General features: G+C 70.2%; 27 protein-coding genes and 2 pseudogenes. 14 read left to right on the forward strand and 15 right to left on the reverse strand.

The genetic code is table 11. The annotated features are described in order from the left end of the window. Positions 1-15: 15 nt before the first annotated feature. Entirely contained in the window at positions 16-1,827 is a 1,812-nt protein-coding gene (locus ACIRA5_RS38195) for an enoyl-CoA hydratase-related protein (protein ID WP_403698905.1), read from the reverse strand. Positions 1,828-1,987: 160 nt separating this feature from the next. Next, positions 1,988-3,619: a family 43 glycosylhydrolase gene (locus ACIRA5_RS38200; protein ID WP_403698907.1), complete on the reverse strand. Its 1,632-nt coding sequence runs from the start codon at positions 3,617-3,619 to the stop codon at positions 1,988-1,990. A gap of 141 nt (positions 3,620-3,760) precedes the next feature. On the opposite strand from ACIRA5_RS38200, the gene ACIRA5_RS38205 reads away from it, so the two are divergent. The 3 genes from ACIRA5_RS38205 to ACIRA5_RS38215 all read left to right on the forward strand — a co-directional run bounded on the left by ACIRA5_RS38205 (position 3,761) and on the right by ACIRA5_RS38215 (position 5,698). Beyond that, positions 3,761-4,651, forward strand: a complete 891-nt coding sequence (locus ACIRA5_RS38205) for an LLM class F420-dependent oxidoreductase (protein ID WP_403698909.1) — start codon at positions 3,761-3,763, stop codon at positions 4,649-4,651. Between the two features lie 172 nt (positions 4,652-4,823). Further along, the gene (locus tag ACIRA5_RS38210; RefSeq protein ID WP_403698910.1) at positions 4,824-5,222 is read left to right on the forward strand and encodes a hypothetical protein; all 399 of its coding nucleotides are present in this window, start codon (positions 4,824-4,826) and stop codon (positions 5,220-5,222) included. 71 nt (positions 5,223-5,293) lie between these two features. Beyond that, positions 5,294-5,698, forward strand: a complete 405-nt coding sequence (locus ACIRA5_RS38215) for a hypothetical protein (protein ID WP_403698912.1) — start codon at positions 5,294-5,296, stop codon at positions 5,696-5,698. Positions 5,699-5,779: 81 nt separating this feature from the next. Here the strand turns inward: ACIRA5_RS38215 and ACIRA5_RS38220 are convergent, their stop codons facing one another. The 3 genes from ACIRA5_RS38220 to ACIRA5_RS38230 form a co-directional block, all read right to left on the reverse strand. After that, on the reverse strand, positions 5,780-6,688 hold the full coding sequence (locus ACIRA5_RS38220; protein WP_403698914.1) for a class I SAM-dependent methyltransferase: 909 nt from the start codon (positions 6,686-6,688) through the stop codon (positions 5,780-5,782). A gap of 92 nt (positions 6,689-6,780) precedes the next feature. Next, positions 6,781-7,374: a helix-turn-helix domain-containing protein gene (locus tag ACIRA5_RS38225; protein ID WP_403698916.1), complete on the reverse strand. Its 594-nt coding sequence runs from the start codon at positions 7,372-7,374 to the stop codon at positions 6,781-6,783. 133 nt (positions 7,375-7,507) lie between these two features. Continuing rightward, positions 7,508-8,302: a lamin tail domain-containing protein gene (locus ACIRA5_RS38230; protein WP_403698918.1), complete on the reverse strand. Its 795-nt coding sequence runs from the start codon at positions 8,300-8,302 to the stop codon at positions 7,508-7,510. Between the two features lie 402 nt (positions 8,303-8,704). Between ACIRA5_RS38230 and ACIRA5_RS38235 the strand changes: the two genes are divergently transcribed. Further along, on the forward strand, positions 8,705-9,163 hold the full coding sequence (locus tag ACIRA5_RS38235; protein WP_403698920.1) for an ATP-binding protein: 459 nt from the start codon (positions 8,705-8,707) through the stop codon (positions 9,161-9,163). Between the two features lie 36 nt (positions 9,164-9,199). Here the strand turns inward: ACIRA5_RS38235 and ACIRA5_RS38240 are convergent, their stop codons facing one another. From ACIRA5_RS38240 to ACIRA5_RS38255, 4 genes are all read right to left on the reverse strand, one after another. Beyond that, positions 9,200-9,535: a hypothetical protein gene (locus tag ACIRA5_RS38240; protein WP_403698922.1), complete on the reverse strand. Its 336-nt coding sequence runs from the start codon at positions 9,533-9,535 to the stop codon at positions 9,200-9,202. Between the two features lie 125 nt (positions 9,536-9,660). Next, positions 9,661-10,059, reverse strand: a complete 399-nt coding sequence (locus tag ACIRA5_RS38245) for a hypothetical protein (RefSeq protein WP_403698924.1) — start codon at positions 10,057-10,059, stop codon at positions 9,661-9,663. A gap of 97 nt (positions 10,060-10,156) precedes the next feature. After that, positions 10,157-10,591, reverse strand: a complete 435-nt coding sequence (locus tag ACIRA5_RS38250; RefSeq protein ID WP_403698925.1) for an ATP-binding protein — start codon at positions 10,589-10,591, stop codon at positions 10,157-10,159. Between the two features lie 113 nt (positions 10,592-10,704). Beyond that, positions 10,705-10,965 carry a WhiB family transcriptional regulator gene (locus ACIRA5_RS38255; RefSeq protein ID WP_403698926.1) on the reverse strand — a complete coding sequence of 87 codons (261 nt, stop codon included), beginning with the start codon at positions 10,963-10,965 and terminating at the stop codon, positions 10,705-10,707. 258 nt (positions 10,966-11,223) lie between these two features. Between ACIRA5_RS38255 and ACIRA5_RS38260 the strand changes: the two genes are divergently transcribed. From ACIRA5_RS38260 to ACIRA5_RS38270, 3 genes are all read left to right on the forward strand, one after another. Beyond that, the gene (locus tag ACIRA5_RS38260) at positions 11,224-11,928 is read left to right on the forward strand and encodes a GAF and ANTAR domain-containing protein (RefSeq protein WP_403698928.1); all 705 of its coding nucleotides are present in this window, start codon (positions 11,224-11,226) and stop codon (positions 11,926-11,928) included. A 132-nt stretch (positions 11,929-12,060) separates the two neighbouring features. Then, entirely contained in the window at positions 12,061-12,327 is a 267-nt protein-coding gene (locus tag ACIRA5_RS38265) for a DUF6400 family protein (protein WP_403698930.1), read from the forward strand. Continuing rightward, positions 12,314-12,574, forward strand: a complete 261-nt coding sequence (locus ACIRA5_RS38270; protein WP_403698931.1) for a hypothetical protein — start codon at positions 12,314-12,316, stop codon at positions 12,572-12,574. The genes ACIRA5_RS38265 and ACIRA5_RS38270 overlap by 14 nt, the downstream gene beginning before the upstream one ends. Before the next feature lie 10 nt (positions 12,575-12,584). On the opposite strand, the gene ACIRA5_RS38275 is transcribed toward ACIRA5_RS38270, so the two are convergent. The 3 genes from ACIRA5_RS38275 to ACIRA5_RS38285 form a co-directional block, all read right to left on the reverse strand. After that, positions 12,585-13,775 (reverse strand): PP2C family protein-serine/threonine phosphatase, encoded by a 1,191-nt coding sequence (locus ACIRA5_RS38275; RefSeq protein ID WP_403698933.1) that lies wholly within the window; start codon positions 13,773-13,775, stop codon positions 12,585-12,587. 259 nt (positions 13,776-14,034) lie between these two features. Further along, the gene (locus ACIRA5_RS38280) at positions 14,035-14,625 is read right to left on the reverse strand and encodes an ester cyclase (protein ID WP_403698935.1); all 591 of its coding nucleotides are present in this window, start codon (positions 14,623-14,625) and stop codon (positions 14,035-14,037) included. Positions 14,626-14,719: 94 nt separating this feature from the next. After that, positions 14,720-15,751: a medium chain dehydrogenase/reductase family protein gene (locus ACIRA5_RS38285; RefSeq protein ID WP_403698937.1), complete on the reverse strand. Its 1,032-nt coding sequence runs from the start codon at positions 15,749-15,751 to the stop codon at positions 14,720-14,722. Between the two features lie 168 nt (positions 15,752-15,919). On the opposite strand from ACIRA5_RS38285, the pseudogene ACIRA5_RS38290 reads away from it, so the two are divergent. Next, positions 15,920-16,345, forward strand: a pseudogene (locus tag ACIRA5_RS38290) (TetR/AcrR family transcriptional regulator); the annotation flags it as partial. Here ACIRA5_RS38290 and ACIRA5_RS38295 read toward each other — a convergent pair. Continuing rightward, complete coding sequence (locus ACIRA5_RS38295; protein WP_403698939.1) at positions 16,310-17,989, reverse strand: APC family permease; 1,680 nt, start codon at positions 17,987-17,989, stop codon at positions 16,310-16,312. The pseudogene ACIRA5_RS38290 and the gene ACIRA5_RS38295 sit on opposite strands and share 36 nt — an antisense overlap. Here ACIRA5_RS38295 and ACIRA5_RS38300 point away from each other — a divergent pair. The 6 genes and pseudogenes from ACIRA5_RS38300 to ACIRA5_RS38325 all read left to right on the forward strand — a co-directional run. Next, positions 17,990-18,226 (forward strand): annotated as a pseudogene (locus ACIRA5_RS38300) (molybdopterin-dependent oxidoreductase); the annotation flags it as partial. Continuing rightward, positions 18,196-18,951, forward strand: coding sequence for a ferredoxin reductase (locus ACIRA5_RS38305; RefSeq protein WP_403698941.1), 756 nt, complete (start codon positions 18,196-18,198; stop codon positions 18,949-18,951). The pseudogene ACIRA5_RS38300 and the gene ACIRA5_RS38305, both read left to right, overlap by 31 nt. Before the next feature lie 29 nt (positions 18,952-18,980). Continuing rightward, positions 18,981-19,262 carry a DUF6510 family protein gene (locus ACIRA5_RS38310; protein WP_403698943.1) on the forward strand — a complete coding sequence of 94 codons (282 nt, stop codon included), beginning with the start codon at positions 18,981-18,983 and terminating at the stop codon, positions 19,260-19,262. Between the two features lie 354 nt (positions 19,263-19,616). After that, positions 19,617-19,895 carry a hypothetical protein gene (locus ACIRA5_RS38315; protein WP_403698944.1) on the forward strand — a complete coding sequence of 93 codons (279 nt, stop codon included), beginning with the start codon at positions 19,617-19,619 and terminating at the stop codon, positions 19,893-19,895. Further along, positions 19,892-20,185: a nitroreductase family protein gene (locus tag ACIRA5_RS38320; RefSeq protein ID WP_403698946.1), complete on the forward strand. Its 294-nt coding sequence runs from the start codon at positions 19,892-19,894 to the stop codon at positions 20,183-20,185. Before ACIRA5_RS38315 ends, ACIRA5_RS38320 begins: the two co-directional genes overlap by 4 nt. 54 nt (positions 20,186-20,239) lie before the next feature. Next, positions 20,240-21,157, forward strand: a complete 918-nt coding sequence (locus tag ACIRA5_RS38325; protein ID WP_403698947.1) for an NADP-dependent oxidoreductase — start codon at positions 20,240-20,242, stop codon at positions 21,155-21,157. 360 nt (positions 21,158-21,517) lie between these two features. Here the strand turns inward: ACIRA5_RS38325 and ACIRA5_RS38330 are convergent, their stop codons facing one another. Both ACIRA5_RS38330 and ACIRA5_RS38335 read right to left on the reverse strand, forming a co-directional pair. After that, a complete protein-coding gene (locus ACIRA5_RS38330; RefSeq protein ID WP_403698949.1) occupies positions 21,518-23,488 on the reverse strand; it encodes a SpoIIE family protein phosphatase in 1,971 nt (656 codons plus the stop codon). A gap of 346 nt (positions 23,489-23,834) precedes the next feature. Then, positions 23,835-24,431: a GNAT family N-acetyltransferase gene (locus ACIRA5_RS38335; RefSeq protein ID WP_403698951.1), complete on the reverse strand. Its 597-nt coding sequence runs from the start codon at positions 24,429-24,431 to the stop codon at positions 23,835-23,837. Between the last annotated feature and the right edge of the window lie 21 nt (positions 24,432-24,452).

Raw genomic sequence — 24,452 nt, forward strand, 5'->3', positions numbered from 1 at the left:
CCTATATTTCGACCATCAGCTCTCTTGATACCAGCCGTCCGGCCGACGCGAGAGGTCATCCAGGGCCGTTCCGGTGACACGCGCCCTCGTGGACCGGTCCGCTCCCGCCGCCGTCCTCGTGGCCGTGGTCACCGCGAGGCCGAGGTGCGGCGGGGTGGACTCCGGTCGTCGCTTGTGGACGAACGCGCGGCGCAGTGCGTGGTAGGAGGCGTCCGGGTCGTCGAAGGTGCGGCGCATCCTGCTCAGCTCCCGCTCCCGGAAGGCGGCCAGGGGCTCGCCGCACTCCAGGCGTTCCAGTTCGGCCTTCTTCGCGGCGATCCGGGACGGTGATCCCGGCAGCGCCGCCAGCCGGGCCGCGAGGCGGCCGACCTCGGCGGCGAAGTCCCCGGGGCCGCAGTCGACCACCCGGTCGACGAGCCCGAGGTCGCGGGCGCTCGCCGCGCTCATCGGCAGAGCCTCGCCCAGCAGCCGGTCGGCCGTCGCCGCACCCACGCGGCGCGGCAGGGTGTACGTCCAGTACTCCGAGCCGTACAGGCCCATGAGCCGGTAGTGCGGGTTGAGTACGGCGCCGGCGCGGCACCAGACCTCGTCGGCTGCGAGGGCGAGCATCATCCCGCCCGCCGCGGCGTTGCCCGCGACCGCGGCGACCACGAGGCGGTCCGTGGTGGTCAGCACCGCCTCGACGAGGTCGTCGATGGCGTTGATGTTGGCCCAGGACTCGGCGGCGGGCTCCTCGGCGGCCTCGATGACGTTGAGGTGGATTCCGTTGGAGAAGAAGTCCCGCTGCCCGCCCAGCACCAGCACCGAGGTGGGCCGCGCGCACGCCTGTCGGTAGGCGTCGAGCAGGCGTCGGCACTGCGTGGTGCTCATCGCGCCGCCGGGGAACGAGAACGAGAGGACTCCGACGCTCCCCTCCTCCCGGTACCCGACGTCCGTCCAGGTGTGCCGGCGCGGGTCCGCGCAGTCCGGTGCGGCGAGCTCCGGCAGGGACGGCAGCCGGTCGCCGAGAGCCTGTACGGCGGGCAGTTTGTACGTGGGCGGCTGTCCCGGAGCGCGCCTGCGCCGCAGCTCGGGGATCCACACGGCGCCGTCCGTCGTGGCCCGGCAGATCGCGTCGGCCCGGGTGGCCAGCAACTCCCCCGGGGCGCCGCGCAGGCCGCCCTCGGGGTGTCCGCCGTGCAGGTACCACTCGGCGCCGCACAGCACGTCCAGCACGCCGGGCTGCGAGTCCGCCGCGCGCAGCTTGCGCAGGACGGTCTGCGTGGAGTCGGCGTCCCAGTCGATCCGCCGGACGCTCTGGTCGAGGTACGGGCGGATGCGCACCGGGGTGTATTCGGCGTGGGCCGGGCCCTGTGGGCGCGGGGTGTGGGTCCCGCCGGCGAAGCGTTCCACGGCGAGCAGGACGGCCGTGAGCGCGGCGTCGGCGATCTCGCCCCGGTACAGGTCGCTCTTGCCCACCGGCGGCACCACACAGTCGACGGACGCCCAGACGTCCCCGGCGTCCATGTCCTCGACCGCCTGAAGGACCGTCACCCCCCACCGGTCGGCACCCCGCTGGATCGCCCAGTCCAGCGAGGACGGCCCCCGGTCCCCGAAGGGCCCCGGGTGGACGATGAAGCACGGGTACGCGGCCCACACCTCGCGGGGGATCGCCGTCTTCAGCATCGGCGCGAGCACGAGGTCCGGCGCGTGCCGTCGGACGGCCTCGGCCAACGGGCGCTCGGGCAGCGCGAGTTCCACCGCGACCGTGTGCCCGTGGTCGCGGAGTTCGATGTGGACGCGCTGGGTGAGGCTGTTGAAGGCGCTGGCCACGAGCAGGATGTGCACGGCGAGCTCCGGCGGCGGACGGTGCGGGCGGCGACGCCCCGGTCGACTGCGATGCTCGGACACGCCGGACCGCCGGGCCCCGGCGACAGGCTGAGGGGTCACCCGAAAGCGGCCGCCTACCCGCCACCCGGCGGCCCGGTCCTGATCCGGACGACAGGCCCTAAGTGCGGTACGTCGCCTCGTCGAAGTCGGCGGGCAGACCGCCCCCCGTCAGGTCCCAGGCCCAGAGTCCGACGAAGGCGCCGGTGAACCCGAGGACGCGGATCCGCTCGCCCTCCATCTCCTCGGCGTGTTCGTCGCAGAGCACGGTCGCGTCGAGTGTCGGGCCGAGGGGCCGCCAGCCGGCGCCCGTGTCGTAGCGGAAGCGCAGGGCGGATCCGTCGAGGTCGAGACCGAGGCGCAGCCGCGTGGTGTCGCCGAGGGGTTCCCCGCCCGCTTCGTCGACGGTGAGCTCCCCCCGGTCCCGGGCCGCCACGCGCAGCACCGCACGCCCCTCGTCGTCCGCGGTGACATGCAGGAAGTACCAGTTGCGGGTGTTGTAGTACGCGGTGATCCCGGCCAGTTGCTGGAAGGTCCGGGGCCGGTACTCCATCGTGGCCTCGAACGCGCAGCGCGCGGCGGTGACCCGGCGTGCCACCAGGCTGGGGGCGATGAGGCTCTGCGGGGAGCGGCCGCCGCTCAGCCGCAGGTGGGAGGCGCGGTCGGTCAGCGACAGCCAGTCGGGGGCCGGGGGCCGGCGCAGTGTGGACCACTGGGGTCCCAACACCGGCCGGTCGAAGCCGTCGGAATCCGCCGGGTCCCCCAGGTCGTCGTGGTCGTCCGGGCGTGGGCCCGTGCCGTCGACACGTGGGTCGGGGGCCGGTATCTCCAGGGCGGGCAGGCCGCCGGGGGTGCGCGGCCATCCGTCCGGGGTCCAGGTGACGGGTGCCAGCGCGGTCTCGCGGCCCAGGACGCACGGTCCGTGCCGTGTGTACGGCCGGGCGACGAGGTAGGCGAGGTACGACAGGCCGCCGGGGGTGTCCACCAGGCTGCCGTGCCCGGCCTTCTGGAGGGGCAGGTCCGGGTGGTGGCGGGCGGTGATCAGGGGGCCCGCGGGGTCGCGTTCGTAGGGGCCGGTCAAGGTGCGCGAGCGGGCGACGGTGACCTGGTGGTCGTAGCCCGTGCCGCCGTCCGCGGTCAGCAGGTAGTACCAGGGGCCGCGGCGGTAGAGGTTGGGGCCCTCGATCCAGCCGGCCCCGGGCGGCAGCACGACGGGTTCGGGCTCGCCGACCAGGCGACGCGTGGCCCGGTCGTAGCGGGTCGCCTCCAGACCGGCCGAGCCGCCATGGCCCGGACGCCAGTCGTGGACCAGGTTCACCAGCCGGCTGTCGGCGCCGTCGTGGAAGAGGGAGGCGTCGAAGCCGCGCGCGTGCAGCGGCACCGGGTCGGACCAGGGCCCGTCGATCGACTCCGCGGTGACCAGGTGGTTGGGGCTGTCGGTGAAGCCGCCCGCGTACGTCGACACATTGCTGTAGACGAGGTGGAACAAGCCGTCGGCGTGGCTCAGGTTCGGCGCCCACACCCCGCCGGAGTCGGGGCACCCGGTCAGGTCCAGCAAGCGGGTGCTGTCCAGGGCGCCGCCCAGGGGCCGCCAGTGCACGAGGTCCCTGGAATGGTGCAGCCGTACCCCCGGACACCACTCGAACGTCGAGGTCGCCAGGTAGAAATCGGCTCCCACGCGGAGGATGGACGGGTCCGGATGCGAGCCGGCCAGGACCGGGTTCCGGACGACCTGCGCGGTCCGCTGCCGCATGCGTCTCCTTCGACGGGCGATGATCGAGAGCGGGTGGTGATCGAGAGCGGGTGATCAAAGAGGACCGTAGTGTCGAACACGTTCGCAGGCAACGGTGGTTCCGCCGCCGGCGGCCCGTCCACACCGAAGGGATCGGAATCGATGAACGACGTCACGACCGAGAGCCAGGTCCGCTCGCTCAAGGAGGCCGTGGGGCGGTACGGCATCTGGAGCACGGGCCTGCGCTCGGAGGATCCGCAGGGGCGTGGCGAGCGCGCCGAGGCAGCCGCCGAGCTGGAGCAACTCGGCTTCGGCGCGGCCTGGTTGGGCGGCAGCGGCACCGCGCAGAACGCGGCGCCGCTCCTCGCGGCGACCGAGCGGCTCGTCGTGGGGACCAGCATCCAGAGCATCTGGACGCAGGACGCCTTCGCGAGCGCGGCGGGCTTCGCGGAGCTGGAGACGGCCCATCTCGGCCGCTTCGTGCTCGGCCTCGGGGTGAGCCACGCCAAGACGGCAGACCAGTACCGTCGCCCCTACGCGAGCATGGTCGCGTATCTGGACGAGCTGGACGCGAAGGGAGTGCCCGCGGGACGCCGGATGCTCGCCGCCCTCGGCCCGAAGATGCTGGAGCTCTCACGGGACCGCGCCGCCGGGGCGCTCCCCTACCTCGTGACGCCGGAGCACACCGCGCAGGCCCGCGAGATCCTGGGCGAAGTCCCGCTACTGGCACCGGAGTTCAAGGTCGTCCTGGAGAGGGACCCGGACCGCGCCCGCGCTCACGCCCGGGGCGTCCTCGCCTTCTATCTGTCGCTGCCGAACTACACCAACAGCTTTCTGCGGCTGGGCTTCGCCGAGTCCGACTTCGCGGACGGCGGCAGCGACCGCCTCGTGGACGCGATGTTCGCCTGGGGCGACGAGGACCGTATCCGCGCCCGTGTCGAGGCCTTCCACGCGGCGGGCGCCGACCATGTGGCGCTCCAGGTGGTGACCGGACAGACCCCCGACTCCCTCCCGCGCGAGGAGTGGCGCCGACTGGCGGGCATCCTGCTCTGACTCTCCCCCGCGTTTCCAGGTCCTCGCCGGCCCCTCCGTGGTGGCTCACATGGTGTAACGCGCTACACCATCGATCCGGGGGGCCGGTCCCTCGTGGCGGCGGGCGGGCAACGGGATCGTTGACGGCAGAGATCGCAACGGACGTGCGCGTCCCCTGCCGAAGGAAAATCCCGTGAAGTCACTGCTCGCCGCCGTGCGGTCGTTCGTCGCGAACCTGCTGCTCTGGTCGTTCTTCGTGGGCGGCCTCGCCGCGAGTTCCGCCTCCGGCGCCGTCCTCGACGGCACGCGGAAGGACGTGGCCACGTACGCCGGTATCGCCGTGTCACTGGTGGCCGGCTCACGCATCGCGAAGAAGCCGAAGATCAAGGCGTTCCTGTCGACGCCGCCGGTGCTGTGGTTCCTGTTCCTGTTCAACGGCGCCGTGGCCGCGGTCTGCTACGTCACCATGGACGGCGTGAAGGGGATCATGGCCGCCGTCGGCATGGGTCTGGTCTCGCTGGGCGCCGCCGGCGGCCTCGTCGCCGGCCGCCGGAAGAAGCCGGTCCAGGCGGTCGACCAGCCCTGGTACTGACCGGCCGGCCCACCCCGCTTCCGCTGCTCCCTCGCCGCGTCACGCACGAATTCCTCTGAAGGGACCCTCCCATGCCCGCCGACCACCGACGTGGACGCCGCGTCGCCACCCTCGCCACCACCCTGGCCGGCGTCGCCCTGACCGCCGGGCTCGCCACCGGCTGCGACGGCGTCGACAACTCGCTGGACTGCCTGCAGAACGCCGACACGATCGCCGACAGCCTCAAGGCGATCAACGAGGCCGGCCTGGACGCGGCGAAGGATCCCACCCGGACCGACAAGTCCATCGAGACCATCAACAAGAACCTCGAAAGGATCGGCGACAAGACGGACGACGGCAAGGTCGACAAGGCGGTCGACAAGCTCGACAAGGCCGTCGCCGACTACAACGAAGCCATCCTGAACGGCGACACGAACCCGGACTCCAGCAAGATCAATGACGCGGCCGACGAGCTGAGGACCGCCTGCACGTCGTAACGGCGCCCCGACGGCCGCTCGGACGCCGAGAAGGAACTTCACGACAGGCGGCGTGGCCCGGGAGGACTCGGTGAACGAGGGTCAGGTGCGGCGTGCGGCCCACACCCTGCGCTCGGTGCGCACACTCAGGTCGATGCGGCGCAGGATGCTCTGCGGGCTGCCGGTGTCGAGCAACCGGTCGAGAGCGGCCAGGTCCCCGGCCGTCAGGGCGGATGCGACGCCGCCGCGCATGCGGCGCAGACTGCTGAGTGCGTAGCGGCCCGCCGCGTCGGTGCAGGGCGGGCCGATGTCGACGGTGACGGTGCGCTCGCCTTCGACGGTGAAGCCGGCCTGTGTCAGCTTGGTTCCCCAGTCGGCGCCGCGGTGGGGAACCTGCTCGGCGTGATGGTGGTCGAGTGCGGCATGGCAGCGCTCCTCAAGACCGGGAGCGTCCTCCGGGGCGTCTTCGGGCAGGAACCGGGGGAAGCCGGCCAGCTCGACGACGGCGACCAGCCCGCCCGGTGCCAGCAGGTCGTGGACCTGGCGCAGGGTGCGGTCGGGGTCGGGCATGTGGTGCATGGAGGCCGATGCCCAGACCAGCTCCGGCGTACCGAGTTCGGGCCACGCCGTCCCGTCGAGGTCGGCCCGCACGATGCGCACGCGGTCGGCCGCACCGACTGCGGCTGCTTTCTCCCGCAGACGGTTCAGGTGGGCGGGTGACAGGTCGACGGCCGTCAACTCCGCCTCGGGAAAGCGCTCGAGCAGAGCGAGGGTGCCGGCTCCGGTCCCACAGCCCAGATCCACGATGCGGCGGGGGACGGTCCCGATGGGCAGCCAGGCGGTGATGGACGCGATGTGTTCGGCGAGCACTTCCGCGTCCAGGTCGAGGATCTCCACCTGATCGCCTGCACTGTGCTCATGCTCGTGCTCGTGCTCGTGCTCGTGCTCGTGCTCGTGCTCGTGGACATGGTGCGTGCCGTGGGGCGCTGCGTGCGGGGAGGGGTGGTTCATGCGGCCACGCTAGGCGGGCCGTCCACGGGTGACGTGATGGGTTGCTGAATGCGCAAGACGATGGCCCGCTGGGCTGCGGAACACGCAAACGGTCACAGTGACGGACGGTTCGCTTTCCCGACGTCATCGCCACGCTGATGACCGCGGCGGGCGTCGCGGTCGAAGATGCCCAGGATCTCGCACGGTCCGCCCTCGGCGCCGATGGCGTGCGGGAGCATCGTGGGGAACTCCGCCGCCTGGTTGGTCTCGATCCGCAAGCGCCGATTGCCCAGAAGCAGGCTCGCGGTGCCGGAGAGGACGACGAGCCATTCGCGGCCCGGGTGGGCGCGCATGCGCGAGGGGTTGTCGGGCGGCGGGTCGGTCATGCGCTGGCGTACGACGGTCATGCCGGGTTCCGCCTTGATGGGCCAGCGCATCAGCCCGTGGGCCGCGTCGATCATCGGGTGGGAGACGACGTCGTCCGCGGCGGTCTCGACCAGTTGGTCGAGGGAGGTGTCCAGGGCGCGGGCGAGGGTGACGAGCTGGTCCAGCGCCAGGCGACGCCGGCCGTTCTCGATGCGGCTGAGTGTGGACTGGCTGACCCGGGCGCGGGCGGCCAGCTCCTCCAGGGACCAGCCCTGGGCCACGCGCAGGGCGCGGATGCGTTTGCGTACCAGGCTGTCCAGCTCACCGTCGTCTTGCGCCATGGGCAACATCATATGCCTTTGCGGCAAGGTGCGGTCAGCGTCGTAAGCGGTGGAGGACCCCGCCACCAGGGCGGGGTCCTCCACCATGCCGGTCGAGCCGCCGTACGGCTATACGGTCAGCGGCGGAACAGGATCAACGGCGGCCGTCGTGACGCCCACCGAGGTCATGACGCCCACCGACATCACGACGGTCACCGAGGTCGTGGCGCCCTCCGAGGTCATGACGCCCACCGACATCACGACGGTCACCGAGGTCGTGGCGCCCTCCGAGGTCATGGCGCCCACCGAGGTCATGGCGGCCACCGAGGTCATGGCGCCCACCGACGTCGTGGCGCCCACCGACGTCACGACGGCCATCGTGCTCGCCGCGGTACTCGCCACCACGCTCACCCCGGTGCTCACCGACACGCCCGCCGCGGTACTCGACTCCGCGCTCGCCCCGGTGGCCCCCGTCACGGTTCCCGGGGCGACGGGCGCCCCAGGAGAGGGTGTCGACCAGGCGGCCGTGCTCGTCGCGCAGGGCGGCCGTGTCGGAGCGGTCGCCCCACACGGAGGTGCGGCGGTCCTGGTAGAGGTCACGGGAGGTGTCGCGACCCATGCCGGTGTGGACACGGACGACGGAGCGGCCGTCCAGCCGGTAGTGGTGGAAGGTGTACGTGTGACCGTCACGGTCCGACAGCGTCCAGCCGCTCAGGTTCACCGCACGGCGGGCGCCGTTGGTGACCTCCACCCACTCGCTGTTGAGCGACCGGTTGGAGCGGACCCCGTGGCCCACGAGGCCGTGCTGCACGTCGGCGATTCGCACGGCGGCCTGGCGATCCGTGCGGTCGGCCGCGGACGCCGGCAGCGTCGCCGCGCCGGCCACCGCCACCACCGTCAACGTGGCTGCGGCGAGACGACGAACGGTCACAAACGCAGAAGCGGACACAAAGCCCTCCTACTGGGTACTGGCATCCCGCGGCCGTTCTACGCGGTCCGTTCCGGGGTGCGTGTGCGGGTGTGCGGCCTACTGGCCGACGCGCACACATTGCTCTCACCCCTCGACGATTCGGGCGGTACATGAGCTCTGTTACCGATCATCCACATTTCCGTGACACTCACATGTAACGTCCATTTATGTCCTGAATGCAAAGATTTGCCCTTTCGTCAGGCGGCTTTTCCTTGCGGGCACACGCCTCGGACGGGTCCATGTGACACCCCGCCCCTCCATGCTCGACCCGGCCATCACCCGAAAGTGGATCACGGCCCCGGAGGGCGTCCTGCCCCAACGGACAGGTTTGCGCTGAGCTTCCCAGGTCAGGCGTAGTGGTGGAGCGCAGAGGAGAGAGGCATGTGTGCGGAGCACCGGACGAACTCCCCCGACACCAGGACCGTTACCGGCCGGCTGCGTTCACCTGGACCGCGCAGCCCGGCCGAGGTGCGCGAGGCGGTCAGGCACGCGCTCGGAGAGGACGTACGACGGTCCGGCGGGCACGACGGCGCGGGCGATGCCGTCGCCGTCGGCGACGCGCTGCTCGTCGCCTCGGAACTCACCACCAACGCGATACTGCACGGCGGCGGTGTCACCGAGTTCGAGGTGATGCTGGGCGACCGGGAAATACGCCTGTCGGTGAGCGACCACAGCCGGGAACTGCCCACACCGGCAGAGCACCCCGACGAGCCGGGATCCGTGAGGATCGGAGGCCATGGCTGGCCCATCATCTGCCGCCTCGCCCGCGACATCACCATCGCGGAGCTCCGCGCCGGCGGCAAGCGCATCACGGCCGTCGTACCGCTCTCACCGCACTAGAACGGGGATCACCGGGGCTGGGCCCCGTCCGGCGGATCACGCCGTGAGGGCCTGGCGGGGTGTGCAGGTCGCGGAGGGTGCGCCTCGTACGACGGGGCGCACCGGGTACGTGGTCTTCGCCGGATCCACCACCGGGTCGCCCAGCTCGATCCGGCCCGCCGCGTGCAGCGCGTCGCACTCGTCCGTGGGCAGCGCCACGTAACAACCACCGCGCCCGGAACCGGAACTGAGAGGCTGCCAGTAGCCGTACCGGCGCCGCCCGTTGGCATGCACGGTGAGGCAGACGGGAACGCGCTGGACGGTGATCAGACGCAGGACCTCGGCACCGCCGGGGCCGAGCGGAGCGGGCGTGCGCGGGAGGGATCGGAGCATCGTCAGCGGTCTCCGTCCAGCGCTCGCGGCACGGCACGGCGTCGGAGAGCGGGCGTCATGTGCGGGCGGCCTTTCGACGGACGGGTTCGATCGCGTACCGCCGGGAGCGGTGACGTTCTCGCTGCTCAGCATTGTTGCGGAGGGCACTGACAATGCGATCGGGGCTGCTCTGGGGTCCGTGCGCGAGGGGCAACGGGGGCGCGGCCGTCGCGAGCGTCCTGCTCGCCCTGGACGAAGGGGTCGTCGGCGGGGTCGTAGGGTCCCGCGTGGTCGGCGAGCGTCCCGGTGACCCGCTCCCACTCCTCGGCCTCCGCCCGTGCGACGACCGCGCTCCTGCCGGTGGGCGAACCGCCACGCGCCGCCTTCCGGGCGGTGGCCAGCGCGGACCTCGCCTCGTGGTGGCGCATTCCCGTGGCCGAGCGGCGTACCCGAGCCCAGGCAGCACGCTCTTCGCCGGAGGGCTCCGGCACCTCGTCACCCGTGTCGTCGACGGGACCGGACGCGCGCTGCTGCTCCAGGCTCACTGCTCCACCTCGTTCGGGTGCGGGGGCTGATGTGTCCTTCGGCAGTCCCGTGTGCCCCGGTCGCGCGAACCGACACCTGCCGGCGGCGAAGAAGCGCTCACCAGGGCAGGAAGGCATGCACATCCTTGCCGTCGGGCCGCACCACGACGCTCACCTGGTGGCAGAGCGCGTGGAGGAGGTGCCAGCCGATTCCGCCCGCGCCGTGGGCCGGGTCGACGCGGCGCGGCGCGGGCGGCGTCGTGCTGCTGTCGCGGAGCGTGACATGCACGCCGTCGAAGGTGGGGCGGATCCGGAGTTCGAAGGGGCCGGGAGCGTACTGGACCGTGTTGGCTGCCAGCTCCGTCACCACCAGCAGGATGTCGTCCCAGTGCTCGGCCGCTCCCGGCGGTGACGTCCGCGCGAGTTCGCACAGATAATCGTCCGCCATGAGGCGGGCGTCGGTCACGTCGCGCAGCTGTCCGGGAAAGGTGCTGGTGAGGCCCGGTGGCTCGTCGCTCGGCACCTTCTCGTCCCCGTTCGGGTCGCTTTCCATCGCGCCTCCCCGGTCTCGTCGGCGGGATGTCTTGCTCCACATCGCCCCACGCGCCTTCACGCAGGGTGTCCTCGCACCGCGCGGGCGTCTCCCACCCTTCGCGACCCGCGTGCCTACGATCCGGTGTCCCGGGACCTGCGGGCGACCGTACGCCGCCTCAGCGCGCGCCGTTCGGTCTCGCTCGTACCGCCCCAGACGCCGATGGTCTGCCCCGTTTCGAGCGCCCAGCTCAGGCACTCCTCACGGACGGGGCAGGGTCGGCAGACTGCCTTCGCCTCCTCGATCTGCGGCAGCGCGGGGCCTGTGCTGCCGATGGGGAAGAACAGATCGGGGTCGACGTTCCGGCAGGCCGCGGACTCGCGCCAGTCGTTCATGGGGGCCTCCTGTGATCGCGATGGTCTTGCGCGATCTGTTGTTCGTGGGACTTCGGTCCTCCTCCGGGTCACCCTTGATCGCACCTGCGAAACAGACGGTTTCGCGGGGACAGCACGGTGTGAACGAGGAACGACGGGGACAGCCGTGTACGGGCACGGCGCCCCCGCACGCCCGCCCGGCGCGGCCGGGACGCCCGAGTGGCAAAATGGGACCGCGGATGAGCGTCGGCGGCGCTTCGACGAACGAGCAGGTGACACATGTCGCACGAGCCCGGCGAGGTCTGGGAGCGGTTCGCCGTCGCGCTGGCGGAAATGGCGCGGGATCTGCTGGCCCAGGACACGGTCCAGGGCACATTGGACCGTGTCGTGGAGCATGCGACGGTTCTGATCAACGGCTGTGACGACGCCGGCGTCCTCACCGTGCGGCGGGGCGAGGTGCGTCCTCTGGCGGCGACGAGCGACGTGGTGCGACGGGCGGACCGGATCCAGCAGGATCTGCGGGAAGGCCCGTGCTTCGACGCCGTGACCGACCGTCAGCAGATCTACACCATCGAGGACTTGAGCCGGCCGCATGAGCGCTGGTCCCACTTCGCCCCCGAGCTGAGAAGGCTGGGCATGGGGAGCGTGATGGGCTTCCTCCTCTTCACCGAGGACGACGAGCTCGGGGCCCTCAATCTGTACTCCCGCCGGCCGCGCACCTTCGACGAGGCCGCTCAGCGGGCCGGCTGGATCCTCGCCTCGCACGCGGCCGTGGCCTTCTCCGCGGCCCGTACGCATCAGCAGCTCGGTGACGCCCTGGAGACCCGTCACGAGATCGGCGAGGCTATGGGCATCCTCATGGAGCGCTACTCGTTGGCCGAGGACGCGGCGTTCAAGGTGCTCAAGAAGGCGTCCCAGGACCACAACATCAAACTGCGCGAGATCGCCCGCCGCATCTGCGAAACCGGCGAAAAGCCCAGCTGACCGCTCCGGTCGCCACGGGCGGCGATCCAGAACGAACGGCCCGGCGGAGACCGTCGAAACAGCCGCCGACCTGCTGTGACTTCGGCCACCCCCTCTTGCCCCGGCAAAGAAGGCATACCTAAGTTTCGTCTCATGGCCCCACATGACCCCCCGCCTCCCGACGACACCCCCGCGCTGGTCGACTTCTCCGTAGACCTCAGCGCGCAGGAGGTGCAACGACAGGCCCAGGTCCTGGCCGCTCTCGGCCCCGACTGGGACCCTATGGAGGTCATGCGCGGCGAGGAGGCCGCGTACGACCTGCTGTACTCCGGTCTCGACGAGGAGCAGCAGCGCCTTTACGACGACCTGGTCGCGGCCGGCGTGCTGCCCCCGCGCGGAGGCGGCCATGCTGCCGCTTGACCCGCAGGCGGACCGCGGGCGCCGTGCCTGGGTGAGCTGTCCGAACTGCAACGACAGTCGCGGCTGCGCACCGTGCGAGGAGCGGCGCACCTGCTCCGAACACTGGCGCTATCTGCTGTCCAACACCGGCAGCCTGCTCCACCTTCAGTGCCCGTCGTGCACGCATGTGTGGGTCCACGAGAGCGGCTTCGGTGCCACCCGCTCCCTGTGGAACCGCATCACGAGCGGCCGCCCCGACCCTCGCTGATCGATCCGGCTCAGAGCGCGTGCGGGTCGGTGGGTGCCCGCGGTTCGTCGGGGATGTAGCAGGCGATGAGTGCGGCCGTGTCGTCGTTGAGACGGTTGTCGCTGTAGGCGAGCAGATCGTGGTGGAGCCGGTCGAGGAGCTCCCGGGGCGGGAGGACGCCCCAGGAGCGGATGCGCTGGACGAGCGGGTAGAAGGCGCCGTCCTCGTCGCGTGTCTCGGTGACGCCGTCGGTGTACAGCAGGAGTTGATCGCCCGGCCGAAAGGGATGTTCTTCGGCGCGGTAGGGCTCTGCGACGAGCACGCCGAGGTTGAGGGGCGGTGAGGCCTGGTCCGTCTCCAGTTCGGTGACTTCGGCGGCGCTGATGAGCAGCGGGGGCGGGTGGCCGCAGTTGACGATCCGCACCACACGGTCGGAGCTCACGATTTCGGCGAAGACCGCGGTGGCGAAGCGCTCGGCCATGTCGCTGCTGGCGTAGTCGGCGGCCCGGCGGCTCATGCTGGTATCCACCCGTTCCGCCAGGGCGGCGAGGTCGGGTTCGTCGTGGGCGGCTTCGCGGAAGGCGCCGAGCAGGGTGGCGGCGGTCTCCACGGCGAACAGACCCTTGCCCCGGACGTCGCCGATCACGAGGCGGAGGCCGTGCGTCGTGGGCACCGCCTCATAGAGATCGCCTCCGACGCGTGCCTCCGCGTCGGCGGAGAGGTAGAAGCTCTCCACCAGGATGTCACCGACGCGGTGCGGAACGGGCCTGAGCAGGACGCGCTGGGCGATCTCGGCCACGAAGCGCACGGTGGCCAGCGTGCGCTCCCGTCGCATCCGGCTGACGGCCAGGATGGTTCCCAGGGTGCCGATGAGAGCGGTGCAGAAGTAGGCGGCCACGTAGTGGCGGTCCCACAGGTAGCCGACGGAACGTCCCGCACAGCACGGGGTACCGGCCAGAACCCCTTCGAACGCCACGGCGAAGACGGTGACACAGACGACCATCACGGGGCCGTGGGCGAAGGCGGCCACCAGCGGGAGAGCGATCAGCAGGAAGCTCACCGGCCACTCCACGGGCGTGATGGGCTCGATCACAAGGACGGCCGCGACGTAGAAGACGGGGAGCCAGCGCATCCACATGGGGGGTGCCGGCAGCGAGCGGCCCGTGCTGTTCGGGTGCGGCGCGGCGTTCTCCGCCTCCGCGCCACGGCCTCGCCACCTCACGGTGTCCCGGGACGCTGTGTGAGAGGCGGAAGCTCTGACACCAGCGAGGCAGGGGGGTGCACCGAGAGCGGACGACACGACTGACGGCTCGTTTCATGCAGCCTGTTCACACGGAACTCCTGGCACACGGTTTCGGCAAGACGCCCAGCCTGCTGCGCCTCGGCACGGCGTACCCGTCATTGCTCCACTCAGCGGCATGTCAGGCACCGGACCGTGCCGACGACACCCGTCACCGCCCCTGCCTCGGGGAGTGCGTGCTTCAGAGTGCCTGGAGCTGGGTGAGCAGGCTCAGGGTGTCGGAGTTGACCCAGTACTCCGCGAACCTGCCGTCCCGCATGCGGAGTGTGTCGGTGCCGGTGAAGGTGACCACGGTCCCCGGCCGGGCCTTGGCGCCGGGGAAGCCGCCGGCGTAGGTGCCGGTGGCCGTCCAGCGCACCGATGCGTAGCGGCCGTCGACCAGCGGGGGGACCTCGATGGTGAAGCGCAGGTCGGAGAATGCCGCGCGGGTCTGGCCGATCCAGGCCACCAGGCCGTCGACGCCCCGGATGGAGCTGCCGTCACCGCCGTCGAGGAGGGCGGCGTGGACCCGGAAGCCGGGGGAGACGATCCCCGGGGCCTGGGCGAAATCGCCGTTCCAGAGCCGCAGCCACGCGTCGAGCATCGCCTTCGGCTCGTGCTCGGCCGCCCGACGGTCGTGGGCCGTGGCCGTCCGCCCGGCCGCGGGGGTCGGTGAGGTGTCCGCGGCGGCTGTCGTGGCGGTGAAGGCGAGGGCGGCGATCGCCGCGGGGACGAGGAGCCGTGCCCGGCGACGCTTCGGGGTGGCGGTGTGGGTGGCGAGGGTGGCGGTCATGGCGGTTCCTCGCGTTTCGGATGAGGGAGGGACGGCAGGGGCAAGGTGTGCGATCGGCGGCAAGGTGCGCGATCGGCGGCTGCGGAAGAACCTGCTACGGGTTCAGTACGACCTTCCCGGCGACGGTGCCGGACTCGGCCAGTCGCAGGGCGTCGGCGACGCGGGTGAGGGGCAGTTGGGCGGCGATCTGGGCGGTGACGTCACCGCGCTGGAGGGCTCCGAAGACCTGGGTGAGGTCGGCGCGCAGCTGGGCCCGGAACCGGTTCTTGGCCAGCGCCCGTCCGGCCCAGACGTTGAAGAAGTAGGCGCGGCGGCCGTTGGGCAGCGCGTTCCACAGCCACACCCGGCCGAGCAGCTTGAGCACGGGCCACTGCTTGGAGCCCTCGTCGTCCCGGGTGGAGGCGCTCCCGTACGAGACGAGCGTGCCGCCGGGCGCGAGGAGGTGCCAGGAGTCGACCGCGCTGCGACCGCCGACGTGGTCGAAGACGGCGTCCACCCCGGCGGGGGCGAGCTCGCGGACCCGTGCGGCCACGTCCTCGGTGCGGTAGTCGACGGGGATGACGCCCCGCTCCCGCAGCGCGTCGTGGTGACGCGCGGACGCCGTGCCGATCACCTTCACGTCCGCGGCCTGGGCGAGCTGGACCAGGACCGAGCCGACGCCGCCGTTGGCACCGTGGACCAGGATGGTCTGCCCCGCGCGGACGCGTGCCTTGCGGTGCAGCATCTGCCAGGCGGTGATGCCGTTGACCACCACGGTCTCCGCCTCCGCCGCGCCGATCCCCTCGGGCACCGGCACCACGTCCGCCGCGTCGACGAGCACGTGGCTCGCCCAGCCGCCGACCTTGACCAGTGCGGCCACCCGGGTGCCGGCCAGAGCGGGCTCGACGCCCTCGCCGGTCGTGAGGACGGTGCCGACCAGGTCGTAGCCGGGCACGAACGGGAACGCCGGCTGGTCGTAGTACCGGCCGCGGCGCATCTGCTGCTCCGCGAAGGAGACCCCGGTCGCCTCCATCCGGATCACGACCTGGCCGGGGCCCGCGACGGGCACGGCTCCGTGCCGGATCTCCAGCCCTTCCGGCTCCACCTTGCCCGGCAGTACGACCTCGACGAGTCCTTCGGCGTTCATGACGACCTCCACTGCTCTCCGCGTTGGTTACTCACTTTTGCGTTCGTGAGAAGTTATAACGCAACGTGAAGGGGAGAGTCAAGAAGTTTAGTGATACCTTCTAACTACACCTTGAGCCTCTATCTTCGTGACTGCGGAAACCTCGCGACCGCGGAAAGGTTGCTGGTCATGGTCGACACGGGCACGCAGACCCCGCGCGAGCGCTACCGCGCCCACGTACGTGCGGAGATCAGGGAACGCGCACGGGAGCAGATCGCCGCCGCGGGGGCTTCCGCGCTCTCCCTCAACGCGATCGCCAAGCAGATGGGCATGAGCGGACCCGCGCTCTACCGGTACTGCGCCGAGCGCGACGAGTTGATCACCGAGCTCGTCAGGGAGGCGTACCGAAGCCTCGCCGACGCCTTCCGCGCGACCGCGGCCCTCGGGTCCGGTCCCGGACTGGCCGCTCTGGCGCATGCCCTGCGCGGGTGGGCCCTGGACGACCCCCAGCGGTACTTCCTCGCCTACGGCACGCCCGTCCCCGGCTACCACGCGCCCGACGACGTCACCGGGATCACGTCAGAGATCATGACGACCCTGCTCGACACCTGCGCCGTGAAGCGCGGCCTCCTCCGGAACGACCACCTGGTCGACCATGCGCTGGATCCGTTCCGTGGGGAGGGCAACCGCCATGGCCCAGTAGTAGACGGCGAGGCTGAGGACCGTGACCGCCGCCATGTCCCACCACAAGGGGAACCACGGATGCTTGAGGGGGCCGAAGTCGCTGGCGCAGACCATGAGGCCCATGCCGATCAGGTAGGCGGGGAGCCACTGAGCGGCACGCAGATCGAGTTGGGGCGTGATCGGGTTCATCCGGAACACGCGGTTGGCGATGAGGATGACGTAGCCGAACAGGATCGCGATGCCCAGTTTCCAGTCCGTGGTCCAGCCCGACCACAGGATCAGGAAGTTGGCGACGACGAAGGCCGCCGGGGACATCCAGCAGCCGCCGGGCAGCCGGTAGGGACGGTCGACGTTCGGGAGGCGGCGGCGGAAGACCCCGAGGGACAGGGGCGCACCGGCGTACATCAGCACGCTGGCGCTGGTGATCAGCCCCACGAGCGAGCGCCAGCTCGGGAACGGCAGGAAGCACACACAGCCGACCACGAAGGCGGCGATGAGACCGACCCACGGCACCCCGCTCCGGTTGGTCGCCTCGAAGGCCGACGGCACATAGCCGTTGCGGCTGAGTCCGTAGGAGACCCGCGAGGAGCCGGTGAGGTAGATCAGGCCGGTGCCCGCGGGCGAGACCACCGCGTCGAGGTAGAGGACCGTGGCCAGCCAGCCCAGACTGATGAGCGTGGCGACCTGCGCGAACGGACCGGTGAGGGTGTTGAAGGCGGCGGTGGCCCAGGTGCCCTGGATCTGGGAGGCGGGAAGCGCGGCGAGGAACGCGACCTGAAGCAGGATGTAGATGATCGCGCCGATCACGATGGAGCCGATCACCGCACGCGGGATGTCACGTTTCGGGTGGGCGCTCTCACCCGCGAGCTGGTCGGCCTGTTCGAATCCGAGCAGCGCGAAGATGATGCCGCTGGAGGAGACCGCGGACAGGATGCCCTTGGCGCCGTAGGGGTTGAACCCGTCGGCGGCGGTGAAGTTGCCGACATGGAACTGGGCGAGGGCGAACACGAAGATCGTCAGCAGCGGGATGCCGACCTTCCACCAGGTCGCCGCGCTGTTGGTGCGGGCCAGCAGGCGGATGCTGAGGAAGTTGACGGCGGTGATCACCGCCATCAGCCCGACCGCGACGGCGATCCCGGAAGCGGTCAGGATGTGCTGGCCCCCCTGGGTCTTCATCCAGCCGTTCGCCCATGAGTAGTGCTGGCCGTACGTGATCATGGCCAGCACCTCGATCGGCGCCACCGTGGCCGCCTGGAGCCAGGAGAACCAGCCGAACGACGCTCCCGCCGCGCCGCCGAACGCGTAGTGCGGGAAGCGGGCCGTACCGCCGGACACCGGGTACATGCCGCCGAGTTCGGCGTGCACCAGGGCCAGGATGAGGATCGCGACGCCGCCGATCCCCCGGGAGATGATCGCGGCCGGGCCCGCCGCCGCCAGGGCGCCCTGTGCGCCGAACAGCCAGCCGGAGCCGATGATCGACCCCTCCGAGGCCCAGATCAGCCCGATGAATCCGACTTCTCGTCTCAGGCCGGGGGGTCCGGCCTGCGTGGCGGGTGCCGCTTCGGTAGTGCCCACCCCCTCGCCGACCTGCTCGACGGCAAGGCGTGGATTGCCTACTACGGGGGCAGCGACCTGGCACCCGAACACGGTGGCCCCGCTCGGCTGCTGGTCCCGCACCTGTACCTGTGGAAGTCCGCGAACTGGGTGCGCGGGATCGAGCTGGGGCAGAGCGACGTGCCCGGGTTCTGGGAGAGCGCCGGCTACCACAACTACGGAGACCCATGGCGAGAGCAGCGGTACCAGGGAGACTAGGCGACCGGCTCCGGTGGCGGACCGCCGAGGTAACGGGCCGGCGCGTGGAGTCGGCGACGGCCGTCACCCTGACACTGGACCTGCCGGGCTGGCCCGGGCACCTGGCCGGCCAGCATGTGGACGTCAGACTGACCGCAGAGGACGGCTACAGCACCCAGCGCAGCTACTCGATCGCCTCGGCCCCCAACGGCCGGGGCCTCGACCTGACGGTCCAACGCACGCCCGGCGGGGAAGTGTCGCCCTACCTCGTGGACGAGCTCGTGGTGGGGGACCAGCTGGAGCTGCGCGGGCCTGTCGGCGGCTGGTTCGTCTGGAGGCAGCAGCAGACCGAGCCGGTTCTGCTGGTGGCGGCCGGATCGGGACTCGTGCCTGTGATGTGCGTGATCCGCGCGCGGGAGGCGGCCGGCAGCCGGACCCCGTTCCGGCTGCTGTACGCACTGCGGACCCCGTCGGACCTGCTGTACCGCACGGAGCTCCGCGAGGGGGCGCCGGGGCTGGATACGACGTTCCTCTACAGCAGAGAGGCCCCCGCGGACTCACCGCGTCCGCCGGGGCGCATCGCCCCCGAGGACTTGGTCCGTGGCGGCTGGCCCCCCGACTTCGAGCCGACCTGCTATGTCTGCGGGCCCACGGCGTTCGTCGAGAAGACGGCTGCCTACCTGGTGCTCCTGGGACATGCACCTGAGCGAGTACGTACCGAGCGCTTCGGCGGCAGTGGAGGTTGAGATGGCGTCCGAAGAGGCCGGCGGCCCAAATGAGGGGGGGTGCCCACGGCGGGTATGTCGACGGAAACGCGCTGGCAGGGCCCCTGTCCGAGGTCTTCGCCGTTGACGTGACCGCCGCGACGAGCCGATGCGGCCACTGCGGCTGCACGGGCCCCCTTGCGTGCCTGCACGTGTACAGGCACGCATCGGGCCTCGTCGCACGCTGCCAGCAGTGCGGGAGAGTCGTGCTGCGTACGACGCGCACGAGGGACGCGGTATGGCTCGACATGAGCGGCGCGGCCTCGCTGGCAATTCCACTGGGGGAGGCCTGAGGGCCTGGGCGCCGCCGTGCTGGCGACGGTCGGTCCGACTGCGCGGAAGCCTGCCCTACCGACACGGAGCACGCCGTCTGGCAGCGGCGTGCACCGTACGCCGCCCTTACCCCGCAGCGCACGCTGCGCCCCGGGCCCGATGACGGCATCCATCCACGCACAAGGCCGTGCAGCGCGGTTGACGGCGAACGCAACGGGGCCGTCGCCGGTGTCGAGTTCGACAGTCCAGCCGACGTAGGAGTCGATGTCCACGCCTCGGAGCAGGATGTTCCGTCGCGTCTGCCGGAGGGCGACGGCCGGGTCGATACCCGTGGGCAGGCCTTCTACCGCCATGATGGTCACAGCTGCGTCCCGGTGAGCCGGCTGGGCGAAGTACCGGTCGCCGACGATTCCGAGGTGCCGGCGTACATGGACCTGCACTACGTCCTCGCCACGCCCGAGGGGAAGAAGCAGCTCGCCAACAACCTGGGCGAACGATTCCAGGACAACGCCGAGAAGATCCTGAACGCGTCGCACACCATCATCCTCACCACCCGGGCAGATCTGCCTGACAGCCACCTCGAGGCGGTGTTCACGAAGGAGAAGGCCGACGGCCGGTTCCCCGACCCGTCAAGGAGCTGTGGGAGTCGATGACCCGGGACTTCCTCAACCTGCGCAACTATGGCTACAAGGACCTGAACCACTGGATGGAAAGGCAGACCTACATGGCGGTGGGCCTGACCATGATGGCGGCCGCTGAGCTCGGCGTCGAGGCCACGCCGCTGGAGGGCTTCGACCCGACCAGTGTCGACAAGGCGTTCAAGATCCGCGAAACCGGACACAGCACGACGGTGCTGCTGGCCCTCGGCTACCCCGACCCGGAGAGGGTGTGCACCAGCCCCATCTCGCGATTCAACCCCGACCAGCTGTTCACCTTCATCTGAAAACCCACCCGGAAACCAAAACCCACCACACCTACGAGGAAGGGGACCATCTCCATGAAAGCCATTGTGGTGACCGACCAGGCAGCGGGAACGGCCGGGATGACGCTGACGGAGCGGCCTGAGCCGTCCGCAGCGATCAACGACGTCATCGTTCAGATTCATGCATCGGGCTTCGTCCCGACTGAGATGGAGTGGCCATCGACCTGGACCGATCGCGCCGGCCGTGACAAGACACCGTCGATCCCCGGCCACGAGCTGGCCGGAGTGGTCACCGCCCTCGGCTACGGCACGACGGGGCTGTCGGTCGGGCAGCGGGTGTTCGGCCTCGGCGACTGGCACCGCGACGGCACCCTCGCGGAGTACGTGGCGATCGAAGCACGCAACCTCGCACCGCTGCCCGGCGATGTCGACTTCACGGTAGGCGCGTCCCTGCCGATCTCAGGTCTGACCGCGTGGCAGGGGCTGTTCCAGCACGGCCGCCTTCAGGCCGGCCAGACCGTCCTCGCCCATGGCGCGGCCGGGGCAGTCGGGACGATGGTGACCCAGCTAGCACGTGAGGCCGGCGCTTACGTCATCGGCACCGGACGCGCCGCCGACCGTGAGAAGGCACTCGACTTCGGCGTGCATGAGTTCGTCGACCTGGAGAACGACGCGCTGAAAGACGTCGGCGGCGTCCATCTGGTCTTCGATGTCATCGGCGGCGACGTTCAGAAGCGGTCCGCTGCCCTGATCAAGGCCGGAGGAACGCTGGTGTCCGTCGTCGGCCCGGTCGAGGCGCGGCCCACCGACGGTCTGGCGGTGGACTTCGTTGTCGAGGCCGATCGTGCCGAACTGGGTGAGATCGTGCAGCGGGTGCGGGACGGACGGCTGCGGACGAACATCGGTCACGTCGCGAGCTTCGATGATGCCATCGGTGCCCTCAACCCGACCACGCGACGCAACGGGAAGACAGTCATCCGCGTACGCCCGTAGGGAGTGGATGGCCACCGTCCGACGGGATGGTCAGGGGCCTGGTGTGCGTGGCGGTTCGGGTACGTGCACCGGGCGGTGGCCGATGACCATGGCGTAGATCATCGGGCAGGTCCCGTTCCGGCGGGACGCCGGGGTCGGCTGCACCCGCGACCGGCCCCGCCCACGATCCGTCAGCAGATCGGCACGCTGTGCCGGGGACCTGATGTCACCGGTGCGGATGCCATACGCGTATGTGCCGCCGCGTCGGTCAAGGGGCCGCAGGCTAGCGCCGTCCGTGCCCAGCTCTGTCAAGGGGTAACGTCTCGGGCATCGGTCGGTATGGAAAAGTCTCGCGGCCTGCGCTCCGCGCTGTAGCGGACGTCATCCTGTACGTCGGACGACCAGTAGGGCCATATCGTCGATATGGCCCACCGGGACGGCTGCGTCGAGGATTCGGTCGGCGGTCGCCTCGGCGTCCAGTCCGTCGTGGAGGGCTTCGCCGGCCAGTGTTCCGATCTGCTCCAGTCCGGCATCCAACGTCAAGCTTGGCCCTTCCACCACGCCGTCGGTGACCATGACCAGCGCGCTGTCCCTGTCCAGGGTGAAGGTCACCTCGTGGTAGTCGGTGTCGGGCACGACTCCCAGGACCGGGCCGCCCGGCAGCTCACAGACGTTGTGGCTGCCGTCTTTGTGCGCGGACAGCAGCGGCACGTGGCCGGCGCTGGTACCAGTGACCTGGCCGTCGTGTGGATCGATGTGCAGCATGGTGCAGCTGGCGAATCGTGCGGTGCCCATCGTGATGAGCAAGTCGTTGGTGCGTGTCAGCACGGTTCCCGGATCTGGTTCTTGGGCGGCGATCGCGCGCATGGACGAGCGCACTTGTCCCATGAAGGCGGCGGCGTCCACGTCGTGCCCTTGGGCGTCGCCGATCTCCAGGGCGATCGCGCCGTCGGGCATGGTGAAGGCGTCGTACCAGTCGCCGCCGATGTCGAGCCCGTCCTGGCTCGGTCGGTAGCGGGCGGCGACCTCCAGGCCCGGGAGGTGCTCAGGAAGCGTGGGGAGCATGGTCTGCTGGAGCGCCGTGGCCAGCTCGATTCGTGCCCTTTGCAACCTGATGCGCTTCAGTGCCTGGCCTGCCAGGTCGGTCAGAGTACTGATGAGGGCACGCTCGTGCGGGGACCAGTGGTGCTCACTGTCGTAGGTGACCGACCAGGCTCCGACCGGTTGTTCGCCCAGCAGGCTGAGGGGACTGACCACGGCAGCGAAGTCGGCCCCGAGCTGGTCGATCCACGGCAATATGACTCCTTGTGGCCAGTGGCGGATGTATTGCCTCTGGTTGGGAATGAACTGCGGCTTGCCGGTTCGGATGGCATGGGACAGCGGGCTCGGGGCATCCAGCGACAGATCTTGCAGGGCCTTGGCCAGCGGTAGCGGGTACCCGGCATCGGAGAGAACGCGTAGCCGGCCGTCGTCGACGAACGCCAGCACCGCGCCGGTACCACCGAAAGTCGCGGCGAGCCGTGTCAGGACGACCTGCTGCAGTTCTTGCTCCGTGGCTGCAGTGATCAGGGCGGAGGAGAATTCGGCGCCCTCGTCGGCGCGCTGCCGCTCGGCAGTCAGCGCGACCAACGCTCTCCGTCGTCGCGCTCCCTGCTGGGTGTCGTCCCGGACCACTGCGAAAGTCCGTACAGGGCCGCCGAACCCTAGTTGGATCCGACGGGCCTGGCAGACCAGATGGTGCCAGTCATCGTGCTCAGCGAGGTACCGCAACCTGATCCAGGGTGACTGGGGGGCGGTCGTACGTATGAGCCGGCGCAGCGCCTGCCGGTCGTCAGGGTGGGCTCGCCGCACCACGCCGGACAGGGACACTGAGCCCTCAGGGAACAGCATCGCCAGGGCGGGTGCGCCGCCCATCCACTCCACCTGGCGGTCCTCAGGGGAGCACATGCACAGACCGAGCTTGGCGGCCTTGGCTGCCAATCGGAACGGAATCAGCAGACCGCTCAGGTCGTTCTCGGCGCGCAACGAGTGCACCCAAACGAGCTGCTCGCCACTGGCGGGATCCTTCACTGCCTGCGCCTCGATCAAGCAGACAACGGACGCATGGCCTGGCCCGGGGAACTCCAGCACCCGCATGGCGACCGTTCCCGTGGTGGCGGCGTGGGCCACGAGACTCTTGGCTGACATCCGCTGACTTGCGGGCAACAGATCACCGATGTCACGACCCACACACTGGTTCGCTGGCCTGCCCAGGGAACTGGCCATCGCGGCATTGAGGCTGCGGATGGTGCCGTCCAGGGTCAGAAGAGCCGACGGGGCGGTGCTTCGAAGGAGCTCGTCCGAGGCGTCCATCTACCGCTCCCTGACGATCGGCGAGCGACGCTATGTCCTTATTTATCCTACTTTGACTCTCCGGGGGTTCCGCATAACCCGATCGAGGCACCCGGCCGGGCTCCGCCAGCTTGTCGTCGTCGCTGTGGTTCGCCCATCGTGATCACTGCGGCCGTAATAGCAGGTGCGTTTGCAGCCCGGGCTCCCCTGACCCCTCCCGTCCGTGTGCACCGGAGGGGCCTGCGCAGCTTCACCAGGCGCCGTAGCTTGCTGCGAATCCTCATCGTCGGGGTGACGGCAGCGCTAACGGCCGGAGTCACGCAAACCCTCTACTACGGGTTTGAGAACGGCCTCTACGCTTGTTTTTTTAACCTTGATCGGCGGTGATCAGGTTGTGTTCCCAGGCGAGTAGGCCGTAGGTCCGGCCCTTGTCGGTGACGGATTCGGGGGCCGAGCCGGACGGGTGGAAGCCGACCGATCGTGCGACGGCGATGCTGGGCTGGTTGTCAGGTTCGATCTCAAGGATCACCTTCGGCAGGGCGAGGGTGGTGTGCGCGAACTCGGTCATCGTTCGAAGGGCGCGCACGGCCAGTCGTTGCCCCCGGTGGGCGGCGCCGACGATGTAGCCGATGCTGCCAGTTGCACGGTTGAGCAGGACTTCTCCCAGTGCCTGGTGCCCATCGGTGGTGATGGCCAAGTGGATCCGGTCGTTGTCCCGTCGGGCTCGTTCTGCGCTGTGCAGGTATCGCAGTGCGGCGGCCTGACCGAACGGTGACGCCAACGGGGTCCGGTATGCGACATCAGGGTCGTCGAACAGCTCCTGCATGACGGCGAGGTCATCGCTCGTCCATTCACGAAGCACGAGGCCGTGGGCGGTGAGCTGGAGGGGATGCGTGTCCATGACCAAGTCATTCTGCCCTGAGGCCGCCCGTGACGGTTGAGCCTCGAACAATGCGCCGAACATGATCGCCCGTACGGGGATTTC

Origin of the sequence: Streptomyces sp. NPDC096311, from assembly GCF_044763085.1 — a bacterium.
Taxonomy (GTDB): domain Bacteria; phylum Actinomycetota; class Actinomycetes; order Streptomycetales; family Streptomycetaceae; genus Streptomyces.